The organism is Cellulomonas flavigena DSM 20109 (assembly GCF_000092865.1).
Lineage (GTDB): Bacteria > Actinomycetota > Actinomycetes > Actinomycetales > Cellulomonadaceae > Cellulomonas > Cellulomonas flavigena.
Window position 1 is genome coordinate 1,740,956 of the sequence record NC_014151.1, and the last position, 23,330, is coordinate 1,764,285.

General features: G+C 74.4%; 22 protein-coding genes. 11 read left to right on the top strand and 11 right to left on the bottom strand.

Annotated elements, in window-relative coordinates:
- The first annotated feature begins 39 nt into the window (after positions 1–39).
- Entirely contained in the window at positions 40–1,044 is a 1,005-nt protein-coding gene (locus tag CFLA_RS07895) for an L-lactate dehydrogenase (RefSeq protein ID WP_013116796.1), read from the top strand.
- Positions 1,045–1,084: 40 nt separating this feature from the next.
- Here CFLA_RS07895 and CFLA_RS07900 read toward each other — a convergent pair whose 3' ends face one another.
- Both CFLA_RS07900 and lexA read right to left on the bottom strand, forming a co-directional pair.
- Positions 1,085–1,357 (bottom strand): DUF7218 family protein, encoded by a 273-nt coding sequence (locus CFLA_RS07900; protein ID WP_013116797.1) that lies wholly within the window; start codon positions 1,355–1,357, stop codon positions 1,085–1,087.
- Between the two features lie 83 nt (positions 1,358–1,440).
- Positions 1,441–2,199 carry a transcriptional repressor LexA gene (lexA, locus tag CFLA_RS07905; RefSeq protein WP_013116798.1) on the bottom strand — a complete coding sequence of 253 codons (759 nt, stop codon included), beginning with the start codon at positions 2,197–2,199 and terminating at the stop codon, positions 1,441–1,443.
- A 320-nt stretch (positions 2,200–2,519) separates the two neighbouring features.
- Between lexA and CFLA_RS18985 the strand changes: the two genes are divergently transcribed.
- The 3 genes from CFLA_RS18985 to CFLA_RS07920 all read left to right on the top strand — a co-directional run bounded on the left by CFLA_RS18985 (position 2,520) and on the right by CFLA_RS07920 (position 3,827).
- A complete protein-coding gene (locus tag CFLA_RS18985) occupies positions 2,520–2,906 on the top strand; it encodes a LysM peptidoglycan-binding domain-containing protein (RefSeq protein WP_013116800.1) in 387 nt (128 codons plus the stop codon).
- Between the two features lie 136 nt (positions 2,907–3,042).
- The gene (gene nrdR / locus CFLA_RS07915) at positions 3,043–3,534 is read left to right on the top strand and encodes a transcriptional regulator NrdR (protein WP_013116801.1); all 492 of its coding nucleotides are present in this window, start codon (positions 3,043–3,045) and stop codon (positions 3,532–3,534) included.
- A 104-nt stretch (positions 3,535–3,638) separates the two neighbouring features.
- On the top strand, positions 3,639–3,827 hold the full coding sequence (locus CFLA_RS07920) for a DUF5302 domain-containing protein (protein ID WP_013116802.1): 189 nt from the start codon (positions 3,639–3,641) through the stop codon (positions 3,825–3,827).
- An 85-nt stretch (positions 3,828–3,912) separates the two neighbouring features.
- On the opposite strand, the gene serA is transcribed toward CFLA_RS07920, so the two are convergent.
- From serA to CFLA_RS07945, 5 genes are all read right to left on the bottom strand, one after another.
- Positions 3,913–5,112, bottom strand: coding sequence for a phosphoglycerate dehydrogenase (gene serA / locus CFLA_RS07925; protein WP_013116803.1), 1,200 nt, complete (start codon positions 5,110–5,112; stop codon positions 3,913–3,915).
- 109 nt (positions 5,113–5,221) lie between these two features.
- Entirely contained in the window at positions 5,222–7,330 is a 2,109-nt protein-coding gene (locus CFLA_RS07930; RefSeq protein WP_013116804.1) for a CotH kinase family protein, read from the bottom strand.
- Between the two features lie 63 nt (positions 7,331–7,393).
- Entirely contained in the window at positions 7,394–8,278 is an 885-nt protein-coding gene (locus CFLA_RS07935; protein WP_013116805.1) for a polyphosphate polymerase domain-containing protein, read from the bottom strand.
- Positions 8,275–8,889: a DUF4956 domain-containing protein gene (locus CFLA_RS07940; protein WP_013116806.1), complete on the bottom strand. Its 615-nt coding sequence runs from the start codon at positions 8,887–8,889 to the stop codon at positions 8,275–8,277. Before CFLA_RS07940 ends, CFLA_RS07935 begins: the two co-directional genes overlap by 4 nt.
- A 180-nt stretch (positions 8,890–9,069) precedes the next feature.
- Positions 9,070–11,322 carry a HelD family protein gene (locus tag CFLA_RS07945; protein ID WP_013116807.1) on the bottom strand — a complete coding sequence of 751 codons (2,253 nt, stop codon included), beginning with the start codon at positions 11,320–11,322 and terminating at the stop codon, positions 9,070–9,072.
- A gap of 206 nt (positions 11,323–11,528) precedes the next feature.
- Between CFLA_RS07945 and CFLA_RS07950 the strand changes: the two genes are divergently transcribed.
- The 5 genes from CFLA_RS07950 to CFLA_RS07970 all read left to right on the top strand — a co-directional run bounded on the left by CFLA_RS07950 (position 11,529) and on the right by CFLA_RS07970 (position 16,289).
- Positions 11,529–12,749, top strand: a complete 1,221-nt coding sequence (locus tag CFLA_RS07950) for a PP2C family protein-serine/threonine phosphatase (RefSeq protein ID WP_013116808.1) — start codon at positions 11,529–11,531, stop codon at positions 12,747–12,749.
- Positions 12,746–14,344, top strand: coding sequence for a sensor histidine kinase (locus CFLA_RS07955; protein WP_013116809.1), 1,599 nt, complete (start codon positions 12,746–12,748; stop codon positions 14,342–14,344). Before CFLA_RS07950 ends, CFLA_RS07955 begins: the two co-directional genes overlap by 4 nt.
- A 1-nt stretch (position 14,345) precedes the next feature.
- Positions 14,346–14,783 (top strand): response regulator, encoded by a 438-nt coding sequence (locus tag CFLA_RS07960; protein WP_013116810.1) that lies wholly within the window; start codon positions 14,346–14,348, stop codon positions 14,781–14,783.
- Positions 14,784–14,858: 75 nt separating this feature from the next.
- Positions 14,859–15,803 carry a proteasome assembly chaperone family protein gene (locus tag CFLA_RS07965; protein WP_013116811.1) on the top strand — a complete coding sequence of 315 codons (945 nt, stop codon included), beginning with the start codon at positions 14,859–14,861 and terminating at the stop codon, positions 15,801–15,803.
- 282 nt (positions 15,804–16,085) lie between these two features.
- A complete protein-coding gene (locus CFLA_RS07970) occupies positions 16,086–16,289 on the top strand; it encodes a cold-shock protein (protein WP_013116812.1) in 204 nt (67 codons plus the stop codon).
- A 94-nt stretch (positions 16,290–16,383) separates the two neighbouring features.
- Here the strand turns inward: CFLA_RS07970 and CFLA_RS07975 are convergent, their stop codons facing one another.
- Entirely contained in the window at positions 16,384–17,205 is an 822-nt protein-coding gene (locus CFLA_RS07975; RefSeq protein WP_245530320.1) for a spermidine synthase, read from the bottom strand.
- A gap of 224 nt (positions 17,206–17,429) precedes the next feature.
- Here CFLA_RS07975 and CFLA_RS07980 point away from each other — a divergent pair, with 224 nt between their 5' ends.
- Complete coding sequence (locus CFLA_RS07980; RefSeq protein WP_013116814.1) at positions 17,430–17,870, top strand: SAV_6107 family HEPN domain-containing protein; 441 nt, start codon at positions 17,430–17,432, stop codon at positions 17,868–17,870.
- A 150-nt stretch (positions 17,871–18,020) separates the two neighbouring features.
- A complete protein-coding gene (locus CFLA_RS07985) occupies positions 18,021–18,416 on the top strand; it encodes a DUF3040 domain-containing protein (protein WP_013116815.1) in 396 nt (131 codons plus the stop codon).
- A 195-nt stretch (positions 18,417–18,611) separates the two neighbouring features.
- On the opposite strand, the gene CFLA_RS07990 is transcribed toward CFLA_RS07985, so the two are convergent.
- From CFLA_RS07990 to CFLA_RS08000, 3 genes are read right to left on the bottom strand one after another with little or no spacing between them, the layout of a single operon-like run.
- Complete coding sequence (locus tag CFLA_RS07990; protein WP_013116816.1) at positions 18,612–20,984, bottom strand: transglutaminase domain-containing protein; 2,373 nt, start codon at positions 20,982–20,984, stop codon at positions 18,612–18,614.
- Positions 20,981–22,249, bottom strand: coding sequence for a DUF58 domain-containing protein (locus CFLA_RS07995; RefSeq protein WP_013116817.1), 1,269 nt, complete (start codon positions 22,247–22,249; stop codon positions 20,981–20,983). The genes CFLA_RS07990 and CFLA_RS07995 overlap by 4 nt, the downstream gene beginning before the upstream one ends.
- Positions 22,249–23,247 carry an AAA family ATPase gene (locus CFLA_RS08000; protein ID WP_013116818.1) on the bottom strand — a complete coding sequence of 333 codons (999 nt, stop codon included), beginning with the start codon at positions 23,245–23,247 and terminating at the stop codon, positions 22,249–22,251. The genes CFLA_RS07995 and CFLA_RS08000 overlap by 1 nt, the downstream gene beginning before the upstream one ends.
- Positions 23,248–23,330 lie beyond the last annotated feature (83 nt).

Genomic DNA, 23,330 nt, shown 5'->3' on the forward strand with positions numbered 1-23,330 from the left:
GACTTCCCGAGCTCCACGCCCGTGATGAGGGGACAGACCATGGTCGACACCACCGAGGGCGACGAGCTCGCCCTCGTCCCGACGCCGTCCGTGCCACGCCGCACGTCGAAGCTGGGCATCGTCGGAGCCGGGGCCGTCGGGTCGACGATGGCCTACGCGTCCCTCATGCGCGGCGCCGCGCGCACCGTGGCCCTGCTCGACGTCAACAAGGCCAAGGTCGACGCCGAGGTGCTCGACCTCGCGCACGGTATCCAGTTCATGTCCATGGCCGAGGTCGTGGGGTCCGACGACGTCGCGGTCATGGCGGACTGCGACGTCGTGATGTTCACGGCCGGGGCGAAGCAACGGCCCGGGCAGTCACGTCTCGACCTGGCCGAGGCCACGATCTCCCTCGTCCGCAAGGTGCTGCCCGGTCTCGTCGAGGTGGCGCCGAACGCGGTGTACGTCATGGTCACCAACCCCGTCGACGTGGTGACGTACGCGGCGCTGAAGATCTCCGGCCTGCCGCCGTCGCAGCTCTTCGGGTCCGGGACCGTGCTCGACTCCTCGCGGCTGCGGTACCTCATCGCGCAGCACACGGGCGTCGCCGTGCAGAACGTGCACGCGTACGTGGCGGGCGAGCACGGCGACACCGGGCTGCCGCTGTGGAGCTCGGCGAGCATCGGGTCGGTGCCCATCCTGGACTGGCAGGGCACCGGTGGCACCGGTGCCCTCACGCGTGAGGTGCGGGACGCCATCGCCCGGGAGGTCGTGGAGTCGGCGTACCGGATCATCGAGGGCAAGGGCGCCACGAACTACGCGATCGCGCTCGCGGGTTCCCGCATCATCGAGGCCGTGCTGAAGGACGAGCGCCGGGTGCTGCCCGTCTCGTCGCTCCTCGACGACTACCTGGGCATGTCGGACGTGTGCCTGAGCGTGCCGTCGATCGTCGGGTCGCAGGGCGTGCTCGAGCGGCTCGAGATCCCGATGTCGTCCGACGAGGTCCTGGGGATGCGGCGTTCCGCCGAGGCGGTGCGCTCGGTCGCGCGACGATTCGGGTTCTGACGTCCGGCCGGTCCCGGTGCGCACCGGGACCGGCCGGACCTCAGTGGCTGCGCAGGGCGTCGATCAGCTCGGACTTGCGCATCCGGGAGCGACCGTCGATCCCGATCTCGGCCGCGCGCCGGCGCAGGTCCGCCACCGTCCAGTCCTCGTAGTCGCCGGACCGCCCACCCTTGCGGCCCACGGCGGACCGGCCGCGTGCGGCGGCCGCGTTCGCGATGCGCGCGGCCTTCTGCTTGCTGCTGCCGTCCTCGCGGAGCCTCTCGTAGAGCTCGGGGTCCTTCACGCTGGGGCCGGGGTCCTGTCGTCGGGGCACGGTGCCTCCCGGGGGTGCTCGTGGCGCCCCGGTCGTTCCGGCGCGCCGTCCCAGCATGCGCCGGTCGACCGGGGCCCGCACGCCTACAGGCTGCGCAGCACGCTCACCACACGCCCGAGGACCGTGGCGTCGGTGCCGTCGATCGGCGTGTACGCCGGGTTGTGGGGCAGCAGCCAGACGCGGCCGTCGACACGCTTGAGGGTCTTCACCGTCGCCTCGCCGTCGATCATCGCGGCGACGATCTCGCCGTTCTCCGCGACGGGCTGGCGCCGCACCACGACCCAGTCGCCGTCGCAGATCGCCGCCTCGATCATCGAGTCGCCCGCGACCTTCAGCAGGAAGAGCTCGCCCTCGCCGACGAGCTGACGCGGCAGCGGGAAGACGTCCTCGACCACCTGCTCCGCGAGGATCGGGCCACCGGCCGCGATGCGCCCGACGACCGGCACGTACGAGGGTGCCGGTGCGCCGTCGCGCTCGGGCGTGTCGGGGTCGACCGCGGGCCCGTCCGGGCGCGACGTCCACGGGGCGACCGTGCGAGCGTCGTCCGGCTGCACGACCTCGATCGCCCGGGGCCGGTGCGGGTCCCGCCGGAGGTAGCCCTTGCGTTCGAGTGCGGTCAGCTGGTGCTTGACGCTCGAGGGGCTCGTGAGGCCGACCGCGTCGCCGATCTCGCGCATGCTCGGCGGGTAGCCGCGTTGCTCGACCGACGCCCGCACGGTCTCCAGGACCAGTCGCTGGCGGGCCGTCAGCCCGTCGCCGGGCACCTCGTCGGCGTCGACCGCCGCGACCGTCGTCCCCGCGCGCGGCGCGTCCTGCGTCGTCGGGCCGTCCTGCACGTCCACTGCGCCTCCTGCCGTCGCTCCGCACGGGCCCTGGCGGGCGCCACGCGCGACGGGCACCGCGGACACCCCGGCCGGCTTCGCGCCGGTCCTGGTCAGGGCCGTGCACGGGGGTCCGGCGGTGCGATGTCGGAGGTCGGTGGTGCACTCGTCGCACGGCTCACCCTAGAGGTGGGTAGCGGTGCGATCAAACATCTGTTCGAGCGTGTCTCGACGGATGTCGGCGGCGTCTGGTAGACATCGTACAGACGTGCGACGAACAGGTGTTCGACCCGCTGGACCTACGGGGCGGACGGCAGGACGACCGACGAGAGGAGCGCGACATGGGCGCGACCGTGATGGCACCGGCTCTGCGGGGGGCAGCACCGCGCCCGCGGCGCGACGCCGACCGGAGGGGGGGCGTCGTCGAGCCGCCGCGCCCGTTGCGCCTCACGCGTCGCGGTCGTGCAGTCGTCTGGGGCCTGGGTGCCGCGCTGGCGGTGGCCGTCGGCGGCGCCGCCCTGTCGGCGCAGGCCGACGGCCCGGTGTCGCGGGCGGTGGAGGTGCAGCGCGTGGTGGTGGCCTCGGGTGACACGCTGTGGGGGATCGCCGCCGAGGTGGCGGCACCCGGCGAGGACGTGCGCGACGTGGTGCTGCGGCTGATGGAGCTCAACCGGCTCCCATCCGGCGGGCTGCAGGCCGGGCAGACCATCGTCGTGCCGGTCGGCTGAGCGCTCGCGTCGCCGCCGGCAGCGCTGCGGGGCGTGCACCGTGTGTTGCGGTGACGGGCGTGACCGCCTAGCGTCGCGTGCGTCCGCGCGGGTACCCCGTGACGGACCTCACCCGTGTCCGGCCGAGAGGTTCGCTGTGCACTGTCCGTTCTGCCGGCACCCCGACTCCCGCGTGGTCGACTCGCGCACCTCGGACGACGGCTCGTCGATCCGCCGTCGGCGCCAGTGCCCGAGCTGCCACCGTCGCTTCACGACGATCGAGACGGCGAGCCTGTCGGTGGTCAAGCGCTCGGGGGCGACCGAGCCTTTCAGTCGGGAGAAGATCGCGAACGGCGTGCGCAAGGCGTGCCAGGGGCGTCCCGTCAGTGAGGACGACCTTGCGCTCCTCGCGCAGAAGGTCGAGGAGAACCTCCGGACCGCCGGCTCCGCAGAGATCGACGCCTACGAGATCGGGCTCGCCATCCTCGGCCCGCTGCGCGAGCTCGACGAGGTCGCCTACCTGCGGTTCGCGAGCGTCTACCAGGCGTTCGACTCGCTCGAGGACTTCGAGTCCGCGATCTCCGGGCTGCGCGCCGGACGCGCGGACGCCGCTCCCGGCGACCCGGTGCAGGGCGGCCCGACCGCCTGACCCGTGCCGTTCCCGGCGCGCCGAGGCAATGGGCTGGCGTGTCCGCCGTGCGTCGACCAGGCTGGGACCGCCGGTGACGACGTCGGCGAGCGGAGGACGATGACATGACGCAGCACGACCAGCCCTCGGCGGTGAGCGAGGAGGCCAAGGAGAAGTTCCGGGCCGCGCTCGAGCGCAAGAAGGCGCAGGCGCACCCCACCGCGGACGGGAGCCGGAACACCGGCGCCGTCCACGGGGCGGAGACCAGCGGACCGACCCAGCGCCGGTTCCAGCGCAAGTCCGGGTCGGCCTGACGCCGACGGCTCACCCCATGACGCGACGGGGCCGCGCAGCACAGGTGCTGCGCGGCCCCGTCGGCGTCTTCGGCGGCGTCCGGGCTCAGTCGAGCAGCCGCAGACGCAGCGACTCGGGCCGGCCCGACAGGACGTCGACGACGTCGTCCGCCACGGGCGCGGACACGTCGGTCACCACGTAGCCGAGCTCACCACGGGTCGCGAGGAGCTGTCCCTCGATGTTGACGCCGTGGTCGGCGAGGGTGGCGTTCACGGTCGCGAGCACACCGGGCACGTTGCGGTGCAGGTACGCGACCCGGTGTGCGTCCGGACGCTGGTCGAGCGCGAGGTTCGGGAGGTTCACCGAGAGGTTGGTCGAGCCGGTCGTCAGGTAGTCCCGGATCTTGCTCGACACGAACTGGCCGATCGCCTCCTGCGCCTCCTCGGTCGAGCCGCCGGTGTGCGGCGTGAGGATGACGTTCGGCAGGCCTCGCAGCTCGGACTCGAACGGGTCGCCCTTGCGCTTGGGCTCCACGGGGAAGACGTCGACGGCTGCACCGGCGACGTGCCCCGACAGGACGGCGTCGCGCAGCGCGGCGTAGTCGACGACGAACCCCCGCGAGAGGTTGAGGAAGATCGACCCGGGCTTCATGCGGGCGATCTGCTTGGCACCGAACATGCCCGCGTTGCCGGCGCGGCCGTCGACGTGCAGCGTGACGACGTCGGCGGTCTCGAGCAGCTCGTCGAGCGTGCTCATCCGCCGGGCGTTGCCGAGCGCGAGCTTCTCGGCGGTGTCGTAGAAGACGACCGACATGCCGAGGTTCTCGGCGAGCACCGAGAGCTGGGTGCCGATGTTGCCGTAGCCGATGATGCCGAGGGTGCGCCCGCGCACCTCGTGCGCTCCGGTCGCGGACTTGTTCCACACGCCCTCGTGCATCTCGCGGTCGAACACCGTGAGACGCCGGGTCAGCGAGATGATGTCGGCGATCGCGATCTCGACGACCGACCGCGTGTTCGAGAACGGTGCGTTGAAGACCGCGATCCCGTGGCCGGCGGCGGCATGCAGGTCGATCTGGTTGGTGCCGATGCAGAACGCGCCGACGACCTCCAGGTCGGGCGCGGCAGCCAGGACCTCTGCCGTGACGTTGGTCTTGGACCGGATCCCCAGCACCTGCACGCCGGCGAGCGACTCGATCAGCTCGGACTCGTCGAGCGCGCCGGTGCGCGTCACGACGTCGAAGCCGGCGGACTCGAGGATCGTCCGGGCGTGGGGGTGGAGGTTCTCGAGGAGCAGGGCGGTGGGCACGCCCCATGGTGCTCCCGGCCCGGGGTGCGGACCAAAGCCGTCCCGAGGTGCGGACGACGACGCCCGCGCCGGCACCCGGGCCGCTGTGCGGGCGGCCCGGGCGGCGCGCTCAGGCCGCGGTGCAGGCGAGCGTGACGCCCTCGAGCGACCCGGTCACGGAGCCGAGGAACCCGAACGTCGTCGAGGCGCCCGCCCCGAGCGTCCCGTTCCAGTCGACGTTGCGTGCCGTGACGGTCGACGACGAACCCGTGAGGCCGGCGTTCCACACCTGCGCGACGGAGACGCCCGCGGGCAGCGTCAGCGTCACGGCCCACCCGCGCAGCGCCGCGGCGCCCGCGGTCACCGTGACCTCGCCCTGGATCCCGCCGGGCCAGGACGACACGGTGCGCAGTGTCGCGGTGCAGCCCTGACCGCCCTGGACGGGCGTCGGCGACGGTGTGACGCTGCGCGTCGGCGTGGGGCTCGGGGTCGGGCTCACCGTGGGCGTGGGCGTGGGCGTGGGCGTGGTGCTGGGCGTCGGGGTCGGCGTCGGCGTGGGTGTGGCGCTGGGCGCCGGCGTCGCGCTCGGCGTCGGCAGCGGGTCCGTCGGCCCGCCCCACGCGGCGGTCGAGTCGAGCCACGCGGCGCGGCGCAGCAGCCAGTCCTCGAGGTGTGCGACCTGCCCCTCCCAGGTGCCGGCGGTCGGCGTGACGAACGGGCCGATCTGCCGGGTCGTGAGGTTCGGCCAGCGCTGGAAGTTGCGCGCGGCGGCGCCGCCGAGGGGCGCGGTGAGGTCGTCGATCCGCGAGCGGAGGGCCGCGTCGGACAGCGGTCCGCGGCGCGCCTCCTGCCAGCGCACCTTGACGTGGTTGACGAAGGCGGGGTCCGACATCAGGACCGAGAACCAGTCGAGCGGCGCGGGGCTCTGGCGCGACTGCTGGTACTGCCACCCCGAGACCTGGTCGTTGCCGAAGAAGCCGCCCACGCCGTACGTGAGGTCGAAGTCCCACAGCGGCCCCGCGGTGAGCAGCCCGCCGCGGTCCTTGTAGAAGTACTGGCTGCGGAAGTAGGCGTCCATGTCACGGCTGAGCTCGTTGACGATCACCTGGTCGACGAACGACTCGACGTCGATCAGCGCGGGGTAGCCGGTCTGCGGGTCCGCGGGGTTCGACGAGTGCAGGGCGTCGTTCACGCGGCCGACGTACCCGGCGATCCAGTCGAGCTGTGCGGGCACCAGGTCGTCCGGGTCGTGCACCTCGAGGTCGCTCCAGCAGCGCGACGTGCCCCTGCAGGGGATGAGCGGCTGCTCGGCAGCGAGCCACTCGGCCTTGATGATGTAGCCACCCTCGATGCGCGGCGACGTCACGTCCTCGGGGTCGAGCTTCTTGAGGTCGAGACGGTCCTTCTGGTTCTTGATCGTCTCCTCGAGCAGGTAGACGCCGCGGTAGTCGTTCGCCGCGACCGGTTGCGCGTCGTCGTTCACGTAGACCTCGACGAGGCGGTGGCGCGGTGCGTGCAGGCCGAGCTCGCGGCCCAGGTCCAGGGTGAGCGCCTCGCGCACGAGCGACTTGTCGGAGAACGGCCCGCGCAGCACCCAGTCGGACTCCGCGGGCATGCCGAAGAACGGCTGGTCGAGGTCGTCGCCCTCGTCGTCCCACAGCTCGAGGCGGTACGGCTTCTTGTCGAACATGCGGCTCGACTGCCCGCGCAGGCGGTACCCGGCACGCGTGACGAGCGCGGGCTCGTCGGTCAGGCTCGTCGTGCCCCCCCGCGGCTGCAGCTCGACGACCGCCGCCGCGTGGGCGTCGTCGCCGACGACGCCCTTGCCGAGCGAGTCGAGCACGAGCACGGGCAGGTCGTGACGCGTCGTGACGTTGCTCGCGACGTACCGCTGCGACGTGGGCTCGCCGGTGGGAGCCCCGGCCACGAACGCCTGCGCGCGGACCTCGGTGCTGCGCGTGAGGGTCAGCGGCCCCGAGGCGACCGGCGACGAGAGGGTCGGCGTGGTGCCGTCCGTGGTGTACCGGACCTCGGCACCCGGCACGGACGTCGACAGGCCGATCTGCAGCGACCCGCTGAAGACCCGGCCCGTCGTCGAGAACGCGACCCCGACCTCCTCCCCGACGGCGCCCGCGGTGCCCGGGGGAGCCGCCATGGCGGACGTGGGGGCGAGCGTGGCGAGGGCGAGTGCGGCGGCCAGAGCTCCGGCCGTGCGTGCGCGGTCGGACCGTCCGGGCATGAGGGTCTCCTGGGGGTGGACGGAGTGCGGGGGGTGCTGCGGTGGGGTGGTGCAGGCGCGCGGTCAGTGCGGCGCGAGGAGGTGGCGCCGCAGCGTGCGCCGCCACCGGGTGGCGGGCAGCTCGGGCTGCAGCGCCGCGAGGCCCGTCGCGTACTTCGAGATCCGCAGGGGCCGGTGCCCCGCGGACCACAGGAGTCGGTCGGCGGCCGAGGCGGTCGACCCCGTCTTGGTCTCGACGACCGCGAGCCCGCGCATCTCTAGCGGACGCCGGCCGTCGTGCCACGTGAGGTCGACGTCGACCGTGAGCCGGCTGTCGGAATCCGGCAGCAGGATCGTCGCCCGGTGGTAGCGCGTGACGAGGACGGGCGCCAGCTGGAGGGCGTCGACGCCGGTGATGCCACGAGCTGCGAGCGTGGCGGTGACGAAGGGCAGGGCGCCGTCGAGCGCCGCGCGCTCGTCGAGCAGGTGCGGCACGCGCTCCTTCACCGTGGTGCCGCGCGCGCCGCGCGTCTTGACCTCGACCCAGCACAGCGCGGAGTCGACGTAGGTGCGGGTGCGGACCTTGAAGCGACGCCGCCGGCGCCTCGCGGCGAGGTGGTACGCGAGCAGGTCCGGCGTGTCGAAGTAGACGGACTCGTACTCGAAGAGCCGTCGGGCCCCGATCTCGAGCACCTGCGCACCCGGCGGCAGGAGCCGCACGAGTGTTGCGACGTCCTGCAGCGGCACCACGTACTTGCGGTCGACGCGGGTGAGCAGCTCGGCGCGCTCGACCAGCTCGTCGAGCCCGATCGGCAGGAGCTGCCCGACGGGTCCGGACAGCAGCGCGTTGCCGCTGGACGCGATGCCGCGCTCGACGTCCTCCTGTCCGACGCGCCGGCCGCGGCGGGTCGTCCCGTCGCGGTCCTCCGCGTCGGCCGTCATGGTGCGGCCCTCGACGGCGGCCGTCACGAGACGGCGCTCGAGGTCGTGGTGCGCTGGGCGTCGCGGGCGTCCTGGGCGTGCCCTCGACGACGGGTGGGTGCGACCGACTCGTAGCGCACGTCGACCCATGTCGTGTCGTTGACGAGGTCCACGCGCTGCACGGCGACGTGGTGGACGCGCGCGCCCAGCAGTCCTTCGAGGCGGGCGACGAGCGCGACGCGGTCGAGCACCGCGCCGTCGAGCACGAGCTCCTGACGTTGGTGGCGTCGCATGACGCGGGGGTGGTCGGCCAGCAGCACGGCCGCGAGGAGCAGCGCCATGAAGGCCAGCGACTGCCAGAGCGCCGGGCCGGGAAGCGCTCCCAGGATGCCGAGGGCGAGTGCCGCGAAGTAGTAGGCGACCTCGCGCTGGTCGATCTCCGTGGAGCGGAGCCGGATGATGGACAGGACGCCGAAGAGCCCGAGCCCGAGCCCGGCGCCGATGGACGCGGAGCCGAGGGTCGAGGCGACCGCGAGGACGCCGACGTTGACCCCGAGGAAGGCGACGACGAGGTCCCGTCGGCGGTGCCGGCGGAAGTACGTCCACGTGAGCAGCCCGATCGCTGCGAGGTCGGCGCCGATGAGCACGAGCTGGTCCATGTGCGGTGTTCCCCCTGGGGTTCCTCCTACGGGCACGTGACGCCCGGGTGAATCCGCGATGAACACCCGGTGCAGGGCAGGACCATGCGACGGCCGCGCGACGACCGTCAACGGTGCTAAACGTTTGCTGTGACATGTATGACGCCACAACGTGACTGCACTGCGCCGGTGCGCGGAGCCTCAGGAGGGCTCGTCGAACCGCCCCGGGAGGTCCCTCAGGTGCACGACGTGCAGTGCGTGCGTGGGCCGCGTCATCGCGACGTACAGGTCCCCCGGCGACGCTGCGAGGACCTCGGCAGGCTCGACGAGCACCACCACGTCGAACTCCAGGCCCTTCGACTGCGCCGGTGTCAGCACCACCAGCGGCGCGTGCAGGTCCACGGCCTCGCCCTCGGGTGCCTCGACGCCTGCCGCGGCCAGTGCGGCCCGCACGGCGGACGTCCGGCCGGCCACCGCGACGACCGCGACCCTCCCCGCCCCGGAGACCTCGGCCACCTCGGCGGCGCGCCGCCGTGCTGCGGCAGCCGCCGCGGTCGCGAGGTCGTCCTCGGCGGCCACGCGCTCGCTCGTCAGCGCGTCCGGCACGTCCCGGGCCGAGGTCTGAGGGCTCACGGGCAGACCGGCGGCCTCCGCGACGCGGCCGGCCGCCTGCGCGACCACGGCGGGCGTGCGGTAGTTCACGGTGAGCTCCGCGAGCCGCCACGAGCCGCGCAGCAGCGGGTCGAGCATCGCCGCCCAGTCCCGGGTGCCGCCGGGGGAGGAGGTCTGCGCGACGTCCCCGACGATCGTCAACGACCGTGTCGGCACGCGGCGCAGCAGTGCCCGCCACGCCATCGCGGACAGCTCCTGCGCCTCGTCGACCACGACGTGCCCGTAGGTCCACGTGCGGTCGGCCGCGGCGCGCTCCGCCGTCGTCAGCGACGGGCCCGACGTGGCGAACCGCCCGGCGAGCGCCTCCGCCGAGACCAGGTCGCCGGCGCCCGTGCTGCGCAGCACCTGGCGGGCGTACTCGATCTCGGCGGCGTGCCGCTCGGCGTCCGCTCGCGCCTGCGCGCGGGCGGCCTGGTCGTCCTCGCCGAGCAGCTCGGCCGCCTCGTCGAGCAGCGGCACGTCGGCCGGCGTCCACGCGGCGTCGGCCGGCCGCGCCAGCAGCGCGCGCTCGCGCGGCGACAGCTCGGGCGCCGCGGCCGCGAGGCGGTGCGGTCTGGTCCACAGGTCGGTGAGCAGGCCCTGCGGCGTCAGGGGCATCCACGCGAGGTTCAGGGCGATCCGGATCTCGCGCGTCGTGCGCAGGTCCTCGACGATCTCCGCACGGTCCTCCGGCGCCACGTCCCACCCGAGCTGCTGGACGTACTGCTCCGCGAGCCGCGCGAGCATGTCGCGGACGAACGTCACGCGCGCCTGGTTGTGGGGGCGGTTCTGCCGGCGGGCCCGCGCGATCGCGTCGGCCACGTCGCGCGGGCGCACGACGACCGTGCGCCCGTCCACGCGCACGCTCGTGGGCTGCTGCGGGACGCGCTGGCGCTGGCGGACCGCCCGCCGCACGACCGTGGCCATCACGGTGCGGCCCTTGAGCTCGGCCACCTCCGCCGGCTCGGTGCCGCGCGCCGCCACACCGGGAAAGAGGTCGGCGACCGTCGCCGTGACGACGCCCGTCTCGCCGAGCGAGGGGAGCACCTGGTCGATGTAGCGCAGGAACGTCCGCGAGGGACCGACCATCAGCACGCCTGAGCGCTCGAGCACGCGGCGGTGCGCGTACAGCAGGTAGGCGGCGCGGTGCAGGGCGACGGCGGTCTTGCCCGTGCCGGGGCCGCCCTGCACCACGAGCGCTCCGGTCAGCTCGGAGCGGATGATCGCGTCCTGCTCGGCCTGGATGGTGGCGACGATGTCGCCCATGCGGCCCGTGCGCGCCGCGCCCAGGGCGGCGAGCAGAGCACCCTCGCCGGAGACCCCGGCGAGCGACCGCGGGTCGACCCCCGACCTGACGAGCGCGTCGAGGTCGAGCACGTCGTCCTCCAGGCTCGTGACCTGCCGTCCGGAGGTCACGAGGTGGCGGCGCCGCACGACGCCGTCGGGGTGCGCGGCGGTCGCGCGGTAGAACGCCTGGGCCGCCGGGGCGCGCCAGTCCGTGAGCAGCGGCGACTGCTCCTCGTCGGTCAGCCCGATCCGGCCGACGTACCGGCGCTCGCCGTCGTGCAGGTCGAGACGGCCGAAGGCGAGCCGGTCCTCAACCGACTCGAGCTGCGCCACCCGGTCCTCGTACAGCGTCGCGAACGCGTCGCGCTCGGAACGGTTCTGCGGCGAGCCCGACGGCCCGGCTCGCCGGACGGCGGCCAGCCGCTGCCGGGACTGCGCCCGCAGCTCGTCGAGTCGGCGGTACAGACGGTCGACGACCTGCTGCTCGCCCGCGAGCTCGCTGTCGTTCGCTGCCACCGGCCCGCCCACCTCCGACACGCCGGGTCGCACGCCCGGTCGCACCGTCCCGCGCGGCCGCGGGACGCCCCACCCTCGCGGGCGGCCGTCCATTATCCGCCGACGCGACGCCCGCGGCGCACGCGCGACGCGCGGACGGGTGCCCCCGGCTCGTCGCAGGCCGCGTCCTGGCTTACAGTGCGTCGACACCGGACGAAGGGACGCATGTGCACGGCTTTGCGGCACGCGACGACGTCGTGCGGTCCGGCGCACCCGAGGACGACGACACGGTGCTGCGCATCCTCGTCGTCGAGGACGACGAGGGCGACGCGGTCCTGGTGCGGGAGCACCTGCAGGACGGCGGGCTTCCCCACGAGACCGTGTGGGTCCGCACGGTCGACGACGCCCTGTCCCACCTCGCCGCGTCCGACTGCGTCCTGCTCGACCTCGGTCTGCCCGACGCCATGGGGCTGGGTGCGCTGCAGCGCGTGCTGGCCGCGGGGGCACCACCCGTCGTCGTCCTCACGGGCCTGTCCGACACCGACGCCGGCGTCGAGGCGGTCGCCGCGGGGGCTCAGGACTACCTCGTCAAGGGGGACGTCGGCCCCGACCTGCTGGCGCGCGCCGTGCGCTACGCCGTGCAGCGGCGGCGGCTCGAGGACACGGGGCGCGCGCTCTACCAGAGCCTGGTGCGCGCGGCGGAGACCACCCGGCTCGAGCGCGCCCTGCTGCCGACGCCCGCCGTGCGCGACCCGCGGCTCGAGGTCCGCGTGGGTTACCGCGCGGGTCGCGACGGGCTGCTGGGGGGCGACTTCTACGACGTCGTCGAGCGCCCCGACGGCACGGTGCTGGTGATGGTCGGGGACGTGTGCGGACACGGCCCGGACGAGGCGGCGCTCGGCGCGACGCTGCGCACGGCCTGGCGCACGCTCGTGCTGGCGGGCATCGGCGCCGACGAGATCCTCGAGCTGCTCGAGCGTGTGCTCGCCGCCGAGCGCGCACGACCGGAGATCTTCACGACCGTCTCGATGCTGGCCGTGCACCCCGACCGGCGCACCGCCGACCTCTACCTCGCGGGCCACCCGGTGCCGCTGCGCCTGGGACCGCCGTCCGCGCTCCTGCCGGCCGGCCAGCGCGGGCGCGCGCTCGGCATCCCCGTCGGTGGCGGCTGGCCCGCGGAGCGACTGGAGCTCGGGGACCGGTGGCGCTTGCTGTTCTACACGGACGGTCTGCTGGAGGCGACGGTGGGTGACGGGACGCAGCGGCTCGGCAAGGCCGGCCTGCTGGAGGTCGCGGACCGGACGCTGCGGGGGGACGTGGAGACGGACGGCGCCGTGCGGCCCGACGAGGACCCGGTGGTCGGCATGCTGCTGTCGGGCGTCCGTGCGCGGCACGGTGGCGACCTCGTGGACGACGCGGCCGTCGTGCTCGTCGGGTGGGGCGGGTGAGCGCCGCGCGGGCGACGAGCGGACGGTCGACGACGCTGCGGCGCCGCCTGAACCTCCTGCTCGTCGCGGGCGGTGGGCTCCTGGGCGTGGTCCTCGTGCTGTCCGGTTTCGTGCTGGCACGTGCGCTGGAGTCGCAGGAGGCGGTGACGGGGCCGTACTTCGACGCGGTCACGGGCGCGGACGCCGCGTACATGCGCCTGCTCGACGCCGAGACCTCGGTGCGAGGGTACGTGCTCACCCAGGACGAGACCGCGCTCGAGCCCTACCACCGCTCCCGCGAGTCGGGCGTGACGTTCTCCGACCTCGCCGACGAGCTCGCCGGCGAGGTGCCGGACGGTGCGCTCGTCGCGAGGGCGCGCGCGGCCGCCGCTGCCGCGGCGCGCTGGTACGACGAGTTCGCGGAGCCGACCGTCGCCCGGGTCCGCGAGGAGGGCGGTGCGACGGTCTCGACGGCCGAGGTCGAGGCCGGGCGTGTGCTGTTCGACGACGCCCGCGCCGCCGCGGAGTCGTACGTGCAGGCGGTCCGCGACAGCCGCGCGGGCGCCGTGGACGAGCTCGCCACCTGGACCTCCGCCACGGGCGGGCTCGTCCTGCTGCTCGTCGTCGCGGCGGTGGTCGCCGGTGCCTCGCTGTGGTTCGCGCTGCGCCGCTGGGTCCTGCTGCCGGTCACGCAGCTCGGCCAGGCGAGCCGCGCGGTGACCGACGGCGACCTGAGCCACGTCGTGCGCGTCGAGGGGCCCGGTGAGCTCGAGGAGCTCGCCGCGGACGTCGAGCAGATGCGCCTGGGCCTGGTGACGCAGCTCGCGGAGCTGCGCTCCTCCCGCGAGGAGATCACCGAGGCGCACCAGCGTCTCTCCGAGCAGGCCGAGGAGCTGCGCCGGTCGAACCGCGACCTCGAGCAGTTCGCCTACGTCGCGTCGCACGACCTGCAGGAGCCCCTGCGGAAGGTCGCGAGCTTCACGCAGCTGCTGCAGAAGAGGTACAGCGGCCAGCTCGACGAGCGGGCCGACCAGTACATCGACTTCGCGGTCGACGGCGCCAAGCGCATGCAGCGCCTCATCCAGGACCTGCTCGGCTTCTCGCGCGTCGGGCGCGTGGCCGGCGACGTGGTGCCGGTCGACCTCGCCGCCGCGCTCGAGCGTGCGCAGGACCAGCTCTCGGAACGGATCGACGAGGCGGGCGCGGCGGTCACCCACGACGAGCTGCCGGTCGTCATGGGGGAGGAGCGCCTGCTCGTGCAGCTCTTCCAGAACGTCGTCGGCAACGCCGTGAAGTTCCGGCACCCCGACCGCCCGCCGCGCGTGCACGTCTCGGCTCGGCGGACGGACGACGCGTGGGAGATCGAGGCGCGCGACAACGGCATCGGCATCGACCCGCAGTACGCCGAGCGCGTCTTCGTCATCTTCCAGCGGCTGCACGCCAAGGACGTCTACGACGGCACGGGCATCGGCCTGTCGCTGTGCAAGAAGATCGTCGAGCACCACGGCGGGCGTATCTGGATCCCGGACACCGACGGCGAGGGCACCACCATCCGGTGGACACTCCCGGTGGTCGAGGACGAGACCCCGCGCGGCGGGGACGAGGAGCGGAGCTGACATGGTGGACCAGAAGGTCATCGACGTCCTGCTGGTGGAGGACGACCCGGGCGACGTCCTCATGACGCGCGAGGCGTTCGAGCACAACAAGGTGCGCAACCGGCTGTCGGTCGTGGCCGACGGCGTGAGCGCGCTGGAGTTCCTGCGCAAGGAGGGCGAGCACGCCGACGCCCCGACGCCGGACCTCGTCCTGCTCGACCTGAACCTGCCGCGCATGGACGGGCGCGAGGTGCTCGAGGCCATGAAGTCGGACGCGCGGATGCGCTCGATCCCGGTCGTCGTGCTGACGACGTCCGAGGCCGAGGAGGACGTCGTGCGCAGCTACTCGCTGCACGCCAACGCCTACGTGACCAAGCCGGTCGACTTCGACCGGTTCATCGACGTCGTGCGGCAGATCGACGAGTTCTTCGTGGAGGTCGTCCGCCTCCCGGGACGCTGACGGCGGTCGGGGAAGAGACGTCGGGCTCGGGCTGTTGTACCGCTCGAGCACCGACGGAAGGCGAGTGGACTGACGATGCTGGACCCCCGGGAGATCTACGACGTGGACGTCGAGGCCGCCGAGCGCGTGGACCACGCGGCGCGGCGCGGCGTCGGCCCCGTCCTCGTGCACGCCCTGCAGGGCTTCGTCGACGCCGGGCACGCCGGCCAGGTCGCGGTGGATCACCTCGTCGGGTCGGGCAGCGGGCAGCGCCTCGTGACGTTCGACGTCGACCAGCTCGTCGACTACCGCTCACGTCGCCCCGTGATGACATTCGACGCGGGCTGGACGGACTACGCCGCGCCGGAGCTCGTCGTCGACCTGCTCGAGGACGCCCAGGGAGTGCCGTACCTGCTGCTGCACGGCGTCGAGCCGGACCTGCAGTGGGAGCGCTGGGTGGTGGCCGTGCGCCAGGTCGTGGAGCGGTTCGACGTGCCTCTCGTCGTCGGTCTGCACGGCATCCCCATGGGGGTGCCGCACACGCGGCCCGTGTCGGTGACCGCGCACGCGACGCGAGCCGAGCTCGTCGCGGACCACACGTCCTTCTTCGGCGTCGTCCAGGTGCCGGCCAGCGCGTCCGCGCTGCTCGAGCTGCGCCTGGGGGAGTCCGGCCACGACGCGATGGGTTTCGCGGTGCACGTACCGCACTACCTGGCGCAGTCGCCGTTCCCCTCCGCGGGGGTCACAGGGCTGCGGCACGTCGAGCGCGCCACCGGGCTCGACCTCGGCGTGGCCGCGCTCGAGCCGGTCGCCGCGGAGGCGCTGCGCGAGGTGGAGCGGCAGGTCGAGGCATCGAGCGAGGTCGCGGCGGTCGTGCAGGCGCTCGAGGAGCAGTACGACGCGTTCACGCGCAGCGTCGGGCGCACGAACCTGCTCGCGCAGACGACCGACCTGCCGACGGCCGAGGAGATCGGCGCCGAGCTCGAGCGGTTCCTCGCCGAGCAGACGGGCACGTCCGACGGCGGTCAGTCGCCCGCGTGAGCGGTGGCGTCGTGACCTGATCGTTGTCGAGGAGCGCGGGACGGACGTCCACATCACGTGGCGTACGCCACACCTGGCGTGCAAGGATGCAGCCGTCGCAGTGACGTACGGACGCTCGACCGGCCCGCTGCCTGCCACCCTCCCGGGGTGCGTGGGGCGGAGGACCCTCGGGTCCCCGGAGCGGCGGGGGCCGGACCACCGGGTGCGGGACGTGAGGCACTGCGGCGCGCCGCGGGCACCGGGCCCACGGTGCTCACCTGGTGGGACAGAAGGATGCGGGACATGGCACAGGGCGCGGTCAAGTGGTTCAACGCCGAGAAGGGCTTCGGGTTCATCGCCCAGGACGACGGCGGCGCCGACGTCTTCGTCCACTACTCGGCCATCGACACGCAGGGCTACCGCTCGCTCGACGAGGGTCAGCGCGTGGAGTTCGAGATCACGCAGGGGCAGAAGGGTCCGCAGGCGGAGCACGTCCGCCCGCTGTGACACCTCCCGGCCACGGCCGGGCCTGCGACGCACAGGACCGCACCCCGACGGGGGCGGTCCTGTGCCGTGTCCGGGTGCTCCCTGTGGCCGGGGGTCAGTCGCGCTGCGAGCTGCTCGCGTCGCCCGGGCCTGCCGGGTCGGGGTCGGCGTCGTACCGCGGGAGCGCCGGTCCGGCCAGCGTGCGCGCGTCGGCGTCCGTGAGCAGCCGGGCGGGGACGGGAAGCGTGCGCAGCGTGCGTGCGAGGCCGGTGTCGTCGAGCAGGTCCGCGTCGTCCGTCGCGACGAGCAGCAGGTTGCCGTAGCGCCGGCCCTTGAGCTGCGACGGCTCGGCGACGACGCCGATCCGCGCGAACGTGGTCGCGAGCGTCGCCAGCTCGGCGCGCGCCAGCGTGAGCGGCGGACGGTCCGCGCAGTTGGCGACGTAGACGCCCCCCGGCCGCAGCACGCGGTGGGCCTCGCGCACGAACTCGACCGTGGTGAGGTGCTCCGGCGTGCGGTCGTGCGCGAACACGTCCCGCGCCACGACGTCGTACGTCGCGTCCGGCAGGCGCGTCAGCTCCGCGCGCGCCTCTCCCGTGCGCAGTCGCAGCCGCGGTGCGCGCGGCAGGTCGAACCATGTGCGCGCGAGCCGGGCGAGCTCGCCGTCGAGCTCGACGGCGAGCTGGCGCGCCGCCGGGTGCCGGTGCGCGACGGCGCGCGCGAGCGCGCAGCCGCCCGCGCCCAGGTGGAGCACCGACAGGTCGGAGCGACGCTCGGCGACGACCTGCACGACGGCGGCCGCCTGCTGCATGTACTCGAAGTCCAGCAGGCCCGGGTCGTCGAGGTCGACGAACGAGCTCGGGACGCCGTTCACGAGGAGGGTCGCCGCGCGCGGACGTCCGGGCTCGGGGACGACCTCGGCCGTTCCCGTCGACACCGCGACCGGACCGTGCGGCCACGGCGGTGCGGCCGGAGCCGACCGGGATGTCGGTGGTCGGCGGGACGATGGGTCACGACGTCGGGCTGCCACCCGGTCACGGTACGTGCCCGACGCGCGTGCCCGTCGCCGAAGCCCGCAGCGGGACCGGGGGATTGACGTGTTCGAACATGGGTTCGAAGATGGAGGCGGCGGACGAACCGCCGCGACAGGAGGTGGGACGGATGACGGGTCGGGTGAGCACACTGCCGGTGGCGACGATCCTGCCGCAGACCGCCGAGCTGCTGGGGCGGGCTGACGACGAGCTCCTGGCCGCGCAGTTCTCCGGTGAGCCGTGGGAGAGGTTCTCGCACGCGCACCTCGCGGCCCTGCGTGCCGGTGCGGCGCTCGTGGCCGCCCGTGGTCGACCGTCGGGTCGGGGTGCGCCCCGGACGGTGTGGGGGATGCTCGACGTCGTGGCGCCCGAGCTCCACCTGCTGTCGGCCCTGTTCGCCCAGTCGGCGACGCTGCGCTCGGCCGTCGACGCGGGCCGTTTCGAGCTCGTCACCGCCGCCCGGGCGGAGCGCGCGTTGTGCGCCGCGGAGGACCTCGTGGACGCCGTGCGGGACGCTCTCACGGCCGATGCGGCGTCGGTCGACAACCTCCCACTCGCTGCGAGCAGGTGAATCCTTCGTGAACACGCGCCCAGCAGTGGCGCGGGCACAGGTCCGTACCGCATGATGATCGCCCTGCCGACGGTCGCTCGACTACCCACCTTGGTGTCAGCCGATCTATCCTGAGGCCACACAGTCCACCGGAGTGCGACGGGGGTCGGGATGCCACTCTCCGAGTACGAGCAGCGCGTGCTCGAGCAGATGGAGCGCCAGCTGACGTCTGACGACCCTCGACTCGCCAACACGTTGACGCGACGCGGTGGTCGACACCACGTCAGGCGCTACGTCGTCGCGGGCGTCGGGGCCGCGGTCGGTCTGCTGCTGCTCGTCGTCGGCGCAGCGTCGTCGCAGGCGTGGGTCGGCGCGATCGGCTTCGTCGTGATGTTCGCCGCGGTCGCGTTCGCCTTCGCGACGCCGCGCACCGAGCGCACGGGGCCCCAGGGCACCGTGGCCGCCGACGGGTCGGTCCGTCGGGCCCCCGCCGCGTCGAAGAAGCAGGGCTTCATGTCGCGCCTCGAGGAGCGTTGGGACCGCCGTCGGCACGGCGACGGTCGCTGACCTCACCTCGTCACCCGGCGGGCACCGGCCGGACGTCGGGCTCTCGCTGCCGCCCGCGACCCTCCCGGTACGCGGCCGTCCCGGCGCGCAGGCGTCCCGGCGCACACGGCCGTCCCGGCGTACACAGGCTGCCGCCGCGCTCTCGCGCTGATCGCGGTGTGCCCGTCGGGCAAGCCTCGGCAGCGCCGCCGCGCCTCAGCCGACCGTGGTCCGCGCGCTCGTGGTCACCGGTGTGCGTCCCGCGTCCTGCGCCAGCGCCGCCCGCACACCGTCGCGGACCTCCCTGACCCAGGAGTCGAGCATCGCGGCGTCGTGCTCGGCGGGTGTCGGCGCGTACCGTGCGCGCTCCACGACGTGCGCGAGCCGATCGAGCGCCTGCGCCGGAGGTCCCTCCAGCTCGTGACCGCTGCGGGTCTCGACGGCGGCCAGCACGAGTCGCACGACGCCGCGAGGGCTCGTCGCGTCCGACCACCGCACGTCGACCCGCGCGAGGTCGCGCCGCAGGGCCGACCACGCGGCCTCCGGGGTCGACACGCGTCGGCGTCGCCGCCGGACCAGCAGCAGCGCGGTCACGACCCCCCCGCCGGCGAGCAGGACGAGACCGACGGTGACGGCCGCGGGCGCCCACGACGCCTCCTGGCCGTCGGCAGCCCCCGGCGACCCGGTGGTCGGCGCCGTCGGCACGCCCGTCGGTGCGGCCGCGGGCGGGTTCGCACCGATCTCGTCCGGTCGCGAGCCGGGCGCGGTGATGCCGGTGAACGGGTCGGCCCACACGGGCGGGGGCCCGGTCTGCGTGGCGGGAGTCGGCTCGAACCGCACCCACCCGAGACCGTCGAAGTACAGCTCGGGCCACGCGTGCGCCAGACGTCCGGTGACGACGTACGAGCCGTCCTCGGCCCGCTCGCCCGGGAGGAAGCCGACGCCGATCCGGGACGGGATGTCCAGCGTGCGGGCCATCATCGCCATCGCCGTCGCGAACTGCACGCAGTACCCGCGGCGGTCCTCGAGGAAGTCCCACACCGCGTCGGACGAGCGGGCAGGTGGCACGCGCGTGTCGTACGTGAAGTTCGCGACCGACCGCAGCCAGGTCTGCAGGTCGACCGCCCGGGCGTACGGGGTGGACGCGTCGGCGGTGACCTCTGCCGCGAGCGCGGCGATGTCCTCGGCGTGCGCGGTCGGCGGCACCGTGGTGTAGAGCTCGGCGTCCGGGGGAGTGCCGACCGGGGTGTTCCGCAGGTCGTCCTTGGTCAGCGTGGGCACCTGGACGAGCATCGAGTAGGTGAGACCGTCCCCGGTCGCGCGCTGCCCGACGACCTCGTCACGCAGCGGGTCGTACCCCCACGCGCCGTCCACGGCGACGGTGCGCGGGAACGTGCTGACCGGCAGGCGTCGTTCCCGCAGCGCGCCGACCTCGAGATCCACCTGGGCGAGCGTCCCCGCAGCCGCGTCCGGAGCCGAGCCGCGCAGGAGCGGGTCCGACGTCAGGAGGCGGGCCGGGTCCCAGACCTCGAGCTCGTCGGCGTCCGTGCGCTCCCAGGAGCGCCCGTCGAACGTCGCCATGGTGAACGCGCGCAGCGGCCCGACGAGCCGGGCGTCCACCACCGGGGGGGCGGGGGCCGTGGGGGACGGGGTCGGGCTCGCGGTGGACGAGGCCGGCGTCCGCCCGTCCGCCGTGGTGCCGGCGTCGCCCTGCGGCGCGCCGCCGTCGTCGGACGTCGCGTCCTCGTCGCCCTCCGCGGCGGCCGGATCCGTGACCCGGTAGCGCAGCACGACCTGGGACGAGCGCGAGCCGAGACTCTCGCGCAGGTCGAGGTCGTCGCTGAGCTCGAGCGGACCCACCGGGCCGTCGCCGAACGTCGGCAGTGCGACGCTGGCCCACCCGGGCACGCCCATGAGCGGTGGTCCGGCGACCACGCCGGCGCCCGCGAGCGCCACCGCGGCCACGGCGGCCGTGGCGACGCGCTGCAGCCGCCCCGCGTGAGCGTGCAGCGGGGCTGCGCCGTAGGCGAGGAGCGCGAGGAAGCCGATGGCCGCCCAGAAGACCGGTGCCGCTCCCGCCGGGAACCCGAGCACGATCCCGGGGATCCAGAGCGTGAGCAGCGGGAGTCCGCCGACCGCCGGCACGCGCAGCGCCAGCACGACGGCGTCCAGCAGCAGGTAGGCGGCCAGTGCGCCGACGACGATGAGCATCTCGCCGGGACGGACGTCGGGCATGGGCACGAACGACTCGGAGATGACGGTGGCGCCCTGGCGGGCGGTCGCCCAGGCGCGGCCGACGGCGTCGAGGTCGGGCAGGAACTGCGGGCGGCCGGGAGGCGCCCCGTACCGCAGGACGACTCCCAGGAGCGCCACGACCAGCCCGACGACCGTGGGGGCCCACCAGTGGCGCACCGCGGCACGGGCGAGCGCCGTGCTCGCGGCCACGACGAGGACGGCCGCGCACGCGGCCACGAACCAGCGCCGACCGTCGACGACGCTCGTGAGGGCGAGCAGGCTCGTCCAGGTCGCCAGCACGCACAGCAGCGTGCCCAGGACCGCGCGTGCGCCCTGCTCGGGTGCGGCGTTCACCGTGCGCTCCCGAGGAGCCGCAGCCAGCACTCGACGAGGTCCTCGCCGGTCGTCACCTCGGCCACGCGCCAGCCGGAGCGGCGCAGCACGCCGGCGGTGTGGCGGGCGTCGCGGGCGTCGCCCGCGTGCCGCCCGTCGGTGCGCACCAGGGCCCAGCCCTGCGAGACGTCGGCGAGGTGCGTGAGCGCGGCGCAGCCGGCCGGCGAGAGAGGGCCGACCACGGCGAGGACGAGCTCGCCGGCGGCCTGGGACGTGTCGAGGACCCGGACGGCGTCCAGCAGCGCGCCCTCCGCCTCGGTGGACGTGCGCGCCGGGGCGAGGTCGAGGGTCTGGTCGAGCAGGGCCGCCCGCGACTCGGGGCCCTGTCGCGCGTGGACGTACGGGGCTGCCCCGTGCATGACGCGCGCGGCCGTGACGGCGGCCGCGTCGCCGGCCGCCAGCCGCACGGGGTGCCCGGTCTCGAGCATGGCGAGCGCCATCGACGCGGCGAGCGAGATGGTCCACTCGGTGGTGGCGGCGCGCACGGGCAGGTCGAGCAGCACCGTGACGGGCCGCATGCCGGCCCGCTCGTCGGACCGGACGAGCATCGTGCCGCGCCGCGCGCTCGACCGCCAGTGCACGCGGCGCAGGTCGTCGCCCTCGCGGTAGTCCCGCAGGTTCGCGTCATCGGTGGACGGTGTCCGGGCGCCCAGCGCGACGCGGTCGGGCTCGCCGACGAGGACGTCGGAGGGCGCCGGCAGGGCGACGACGGCCGGCCACACGGCGACCTGCGACTCGGACCCGAGCGTCGTGCGGGACCGCACGACGCCGAACGTGTCGGTCCGTGTGATGACGAGGGGGCCGAGGGGCCAGCGGCCGCGCTGGGTGGCCCGCACGGGGTACCGGACGGTCGCGTGGTCGGCGCGTCGTGCCACACGTGCCCGCAGCGCCCGCCCGCCGGAGAGCTCGACGGCGGCCTGCTCGGAGAAGCGCAGGCTCGCGAGGCGGGCGCGGCCCGCGCGGTCGGTCGCGCGGATCTCGACGCGCACGTCGGCGTCCTCGCCCGCGTGCACCGGGTCGGGGCGGACGTCGCGGTGCACCTCGAGGCCGCGCCGACCGCGCAGGGCGTCGAGCGCGATCTCTGCCAGGAGCGCCGTGACGGGCACGGCGAGGAGGAGCACGCCGAGGCGCAGGAGGTCGATCGACCCCAGGCCGACGGCGAGCTGGGTCGCGACGACGCCCGCGGCGAGGAGCGCCCAGCCGCGCGGCGTGGGACGCCGGTTCATCAGCCCAGCGCGCGCCGGGCCCGGGCCAGGGGCTCGGCGGCCGGCAGGGCTGTGCGCGCGACGATGTCGGTGACGACGTCCTGCGTCGTGCGGCCGGACAGCCGCGACTCCGTGCTCGGCACCAGGCGGTGCGCCAGGACCGGGACGGCGAGCTCCTGGACGTCGTCGGGGAGCACGTGGTCGCGGCCGGCCATCGCGGCGAGCGACTTGGCGGCGCGCAGCAGCTGGATGGAGGCGCGGGGCGAGGCGCCGAGACGCAGCCCGGTGTCCGCGCGGGACGCCGTGACGAGATCGACGATGTACCGCTTGACCGCCGGTGCGGCGTACAGGCGGCGCGCGACGCCGATGAAGCCGAGGACCTCGGCGGCGTCGGTGACGGGACGCAGCCGCGCGAAGGGGTCGGCGTCCTCCTGGAGGTCGAGCATGTCGAGCTCGGACTCCACGCTGGGGTAGCCGACGGTCAGCCGTGCCATGAAGCGGTCGCGCTGTGCCTCCGGCAACGGGTAGGTGCCCTCCATCTCGACCGGGTTCTGGGTGGCGACGACGAGGAACGGCCGCGGCAGGGGGTAGGTGCGGCCGTCGACGGTGGCCTGCGCCTCCTGCATGCACTCCAGCAGTGCGGACTGGGTCTTGGGGGAGGCCCGGTTGATCTCGTCGCCGATGACGACGTGCGCGAACACCGGGCCCGGCCGGAACTCGAACTCGTGCGTCTGGGCGCGGAAGATGTTGACGCCCGTGAGGTCGCTGGGCAGCAGGTCCGGCGTGAACTGGATGCGCCCCACCTGGGCGTCGATGCTCCGGGCGATCGCCTTGGCGAGCGTCGTCTTGCCGACGCCGGGCACGTCCTCGAGGAGCAGGTGGCCCTCGGCCAGCAGGACGGCCAGCGACGTGCGGACCAGGTCCGGCCGGCCGGTGACGACCGACTCGATGCCGGCGCGCAGGCGGGTGGTGGTGTCGACGAGCCTGGCGAGCTCGTCAGGTGACGGCAGTGACTGCATGGGTGCGACTCCCTCGGCGGACTGGGACGAGCGTACGCACGCGGACGCCCCGGTGGGCGACGTTCACCCGCGACCCGCGGTAG

Excerpts from the sequence above, each read along its gene's own strand:
- CFLA_RS07895 (WP_013116796.1), top strand. The coding sequence starts at position 40 with ATGGTCGACACCACCGAGGGCGACGAGCTCGCCCTCGTCCCGACGCCG.
- CFLA_RS18985 (WP_013116800.1), top strand. The coding sequence starts at position 2,520 with ATGGGCGCGACCGTGATGGCACCGGCTCTGCGGGGGGCAGCACCGCGC.
- CFLA_RS07920 (WP_013116802.1), top strand. The coding sequence starts at position 3,639 with ATGACGCAGCACGACCAGCCCTCGGCGGTGAGCGAGGAGGCCAAGGAG.
- CFLA_RS07930 (WP_013116804.1), bottom strand. The coding sequence starts at position 7,330 with ATGCCCGGACGGTCCGACCGCGCACGCACGGCCGGAGCTCTGGCCGCC.
- CFLA_RS07940 (WP_013116806.1), bottom strand. The coding sequence starts at position 8,889 with ATGGACCAGCTCGTGCTCATCGGCGCCGACCTCGCAGCGATCGGGCTG.
- CFLA_RS07960 (WP_013116810.1), top strand. The coding sequence starts at position 14,346 with ATGGTGGACCAGAAGGTCATCGACGTCCTGCTGGTGGAGGACGACCCG.
- CFLA_RS07965 (WP_013116811.1), top strand. The coding sequence starts at position 14,859 with ATGCTGGACCCCCGGGAGATCTACGACGTGGACGTCGAGGCCGCCGAG.
- CFLA_RS07970 (WP_013116812.1), top strand. The coding sequence starts at position 16,086 with ATGGCACAGGGCGCGGTCAAGTGGTTCAACGCCGAGAAGGGCTTCGGG.
- CFLA_RS07980 (WP_013116814.1), top strand. The coding sequence starts at position 17,430 with ATGACGGGTCGGGTGAGCACACTGCCGGTGGCGACGATCCTGCCGCAG.
- CFLA_RS07985 (WP_013116815.1), top strand. The coding sequence starts at position 18,021 with ATGCCACTCTCCGAGTACGAGCAGCGCGTGCTCGAGCAGATGGAGCGC.
- CFLA_RS07995 (WP_013116817.1), bottom strand. The coding sequence starts at position 22,249 with ATGAACCGGCGTCCCACGCCGCGCGGCTGGGCGCTCCTCGCCGCGGGC.
- CFLA_RS08000 (WP_013116818.1), bottom strand. The coding sequence starts at position 23,247 with ATGCAGTCACTGCCGTCACCTGACGAGCTCGCCAGGCTCGTCGACACC.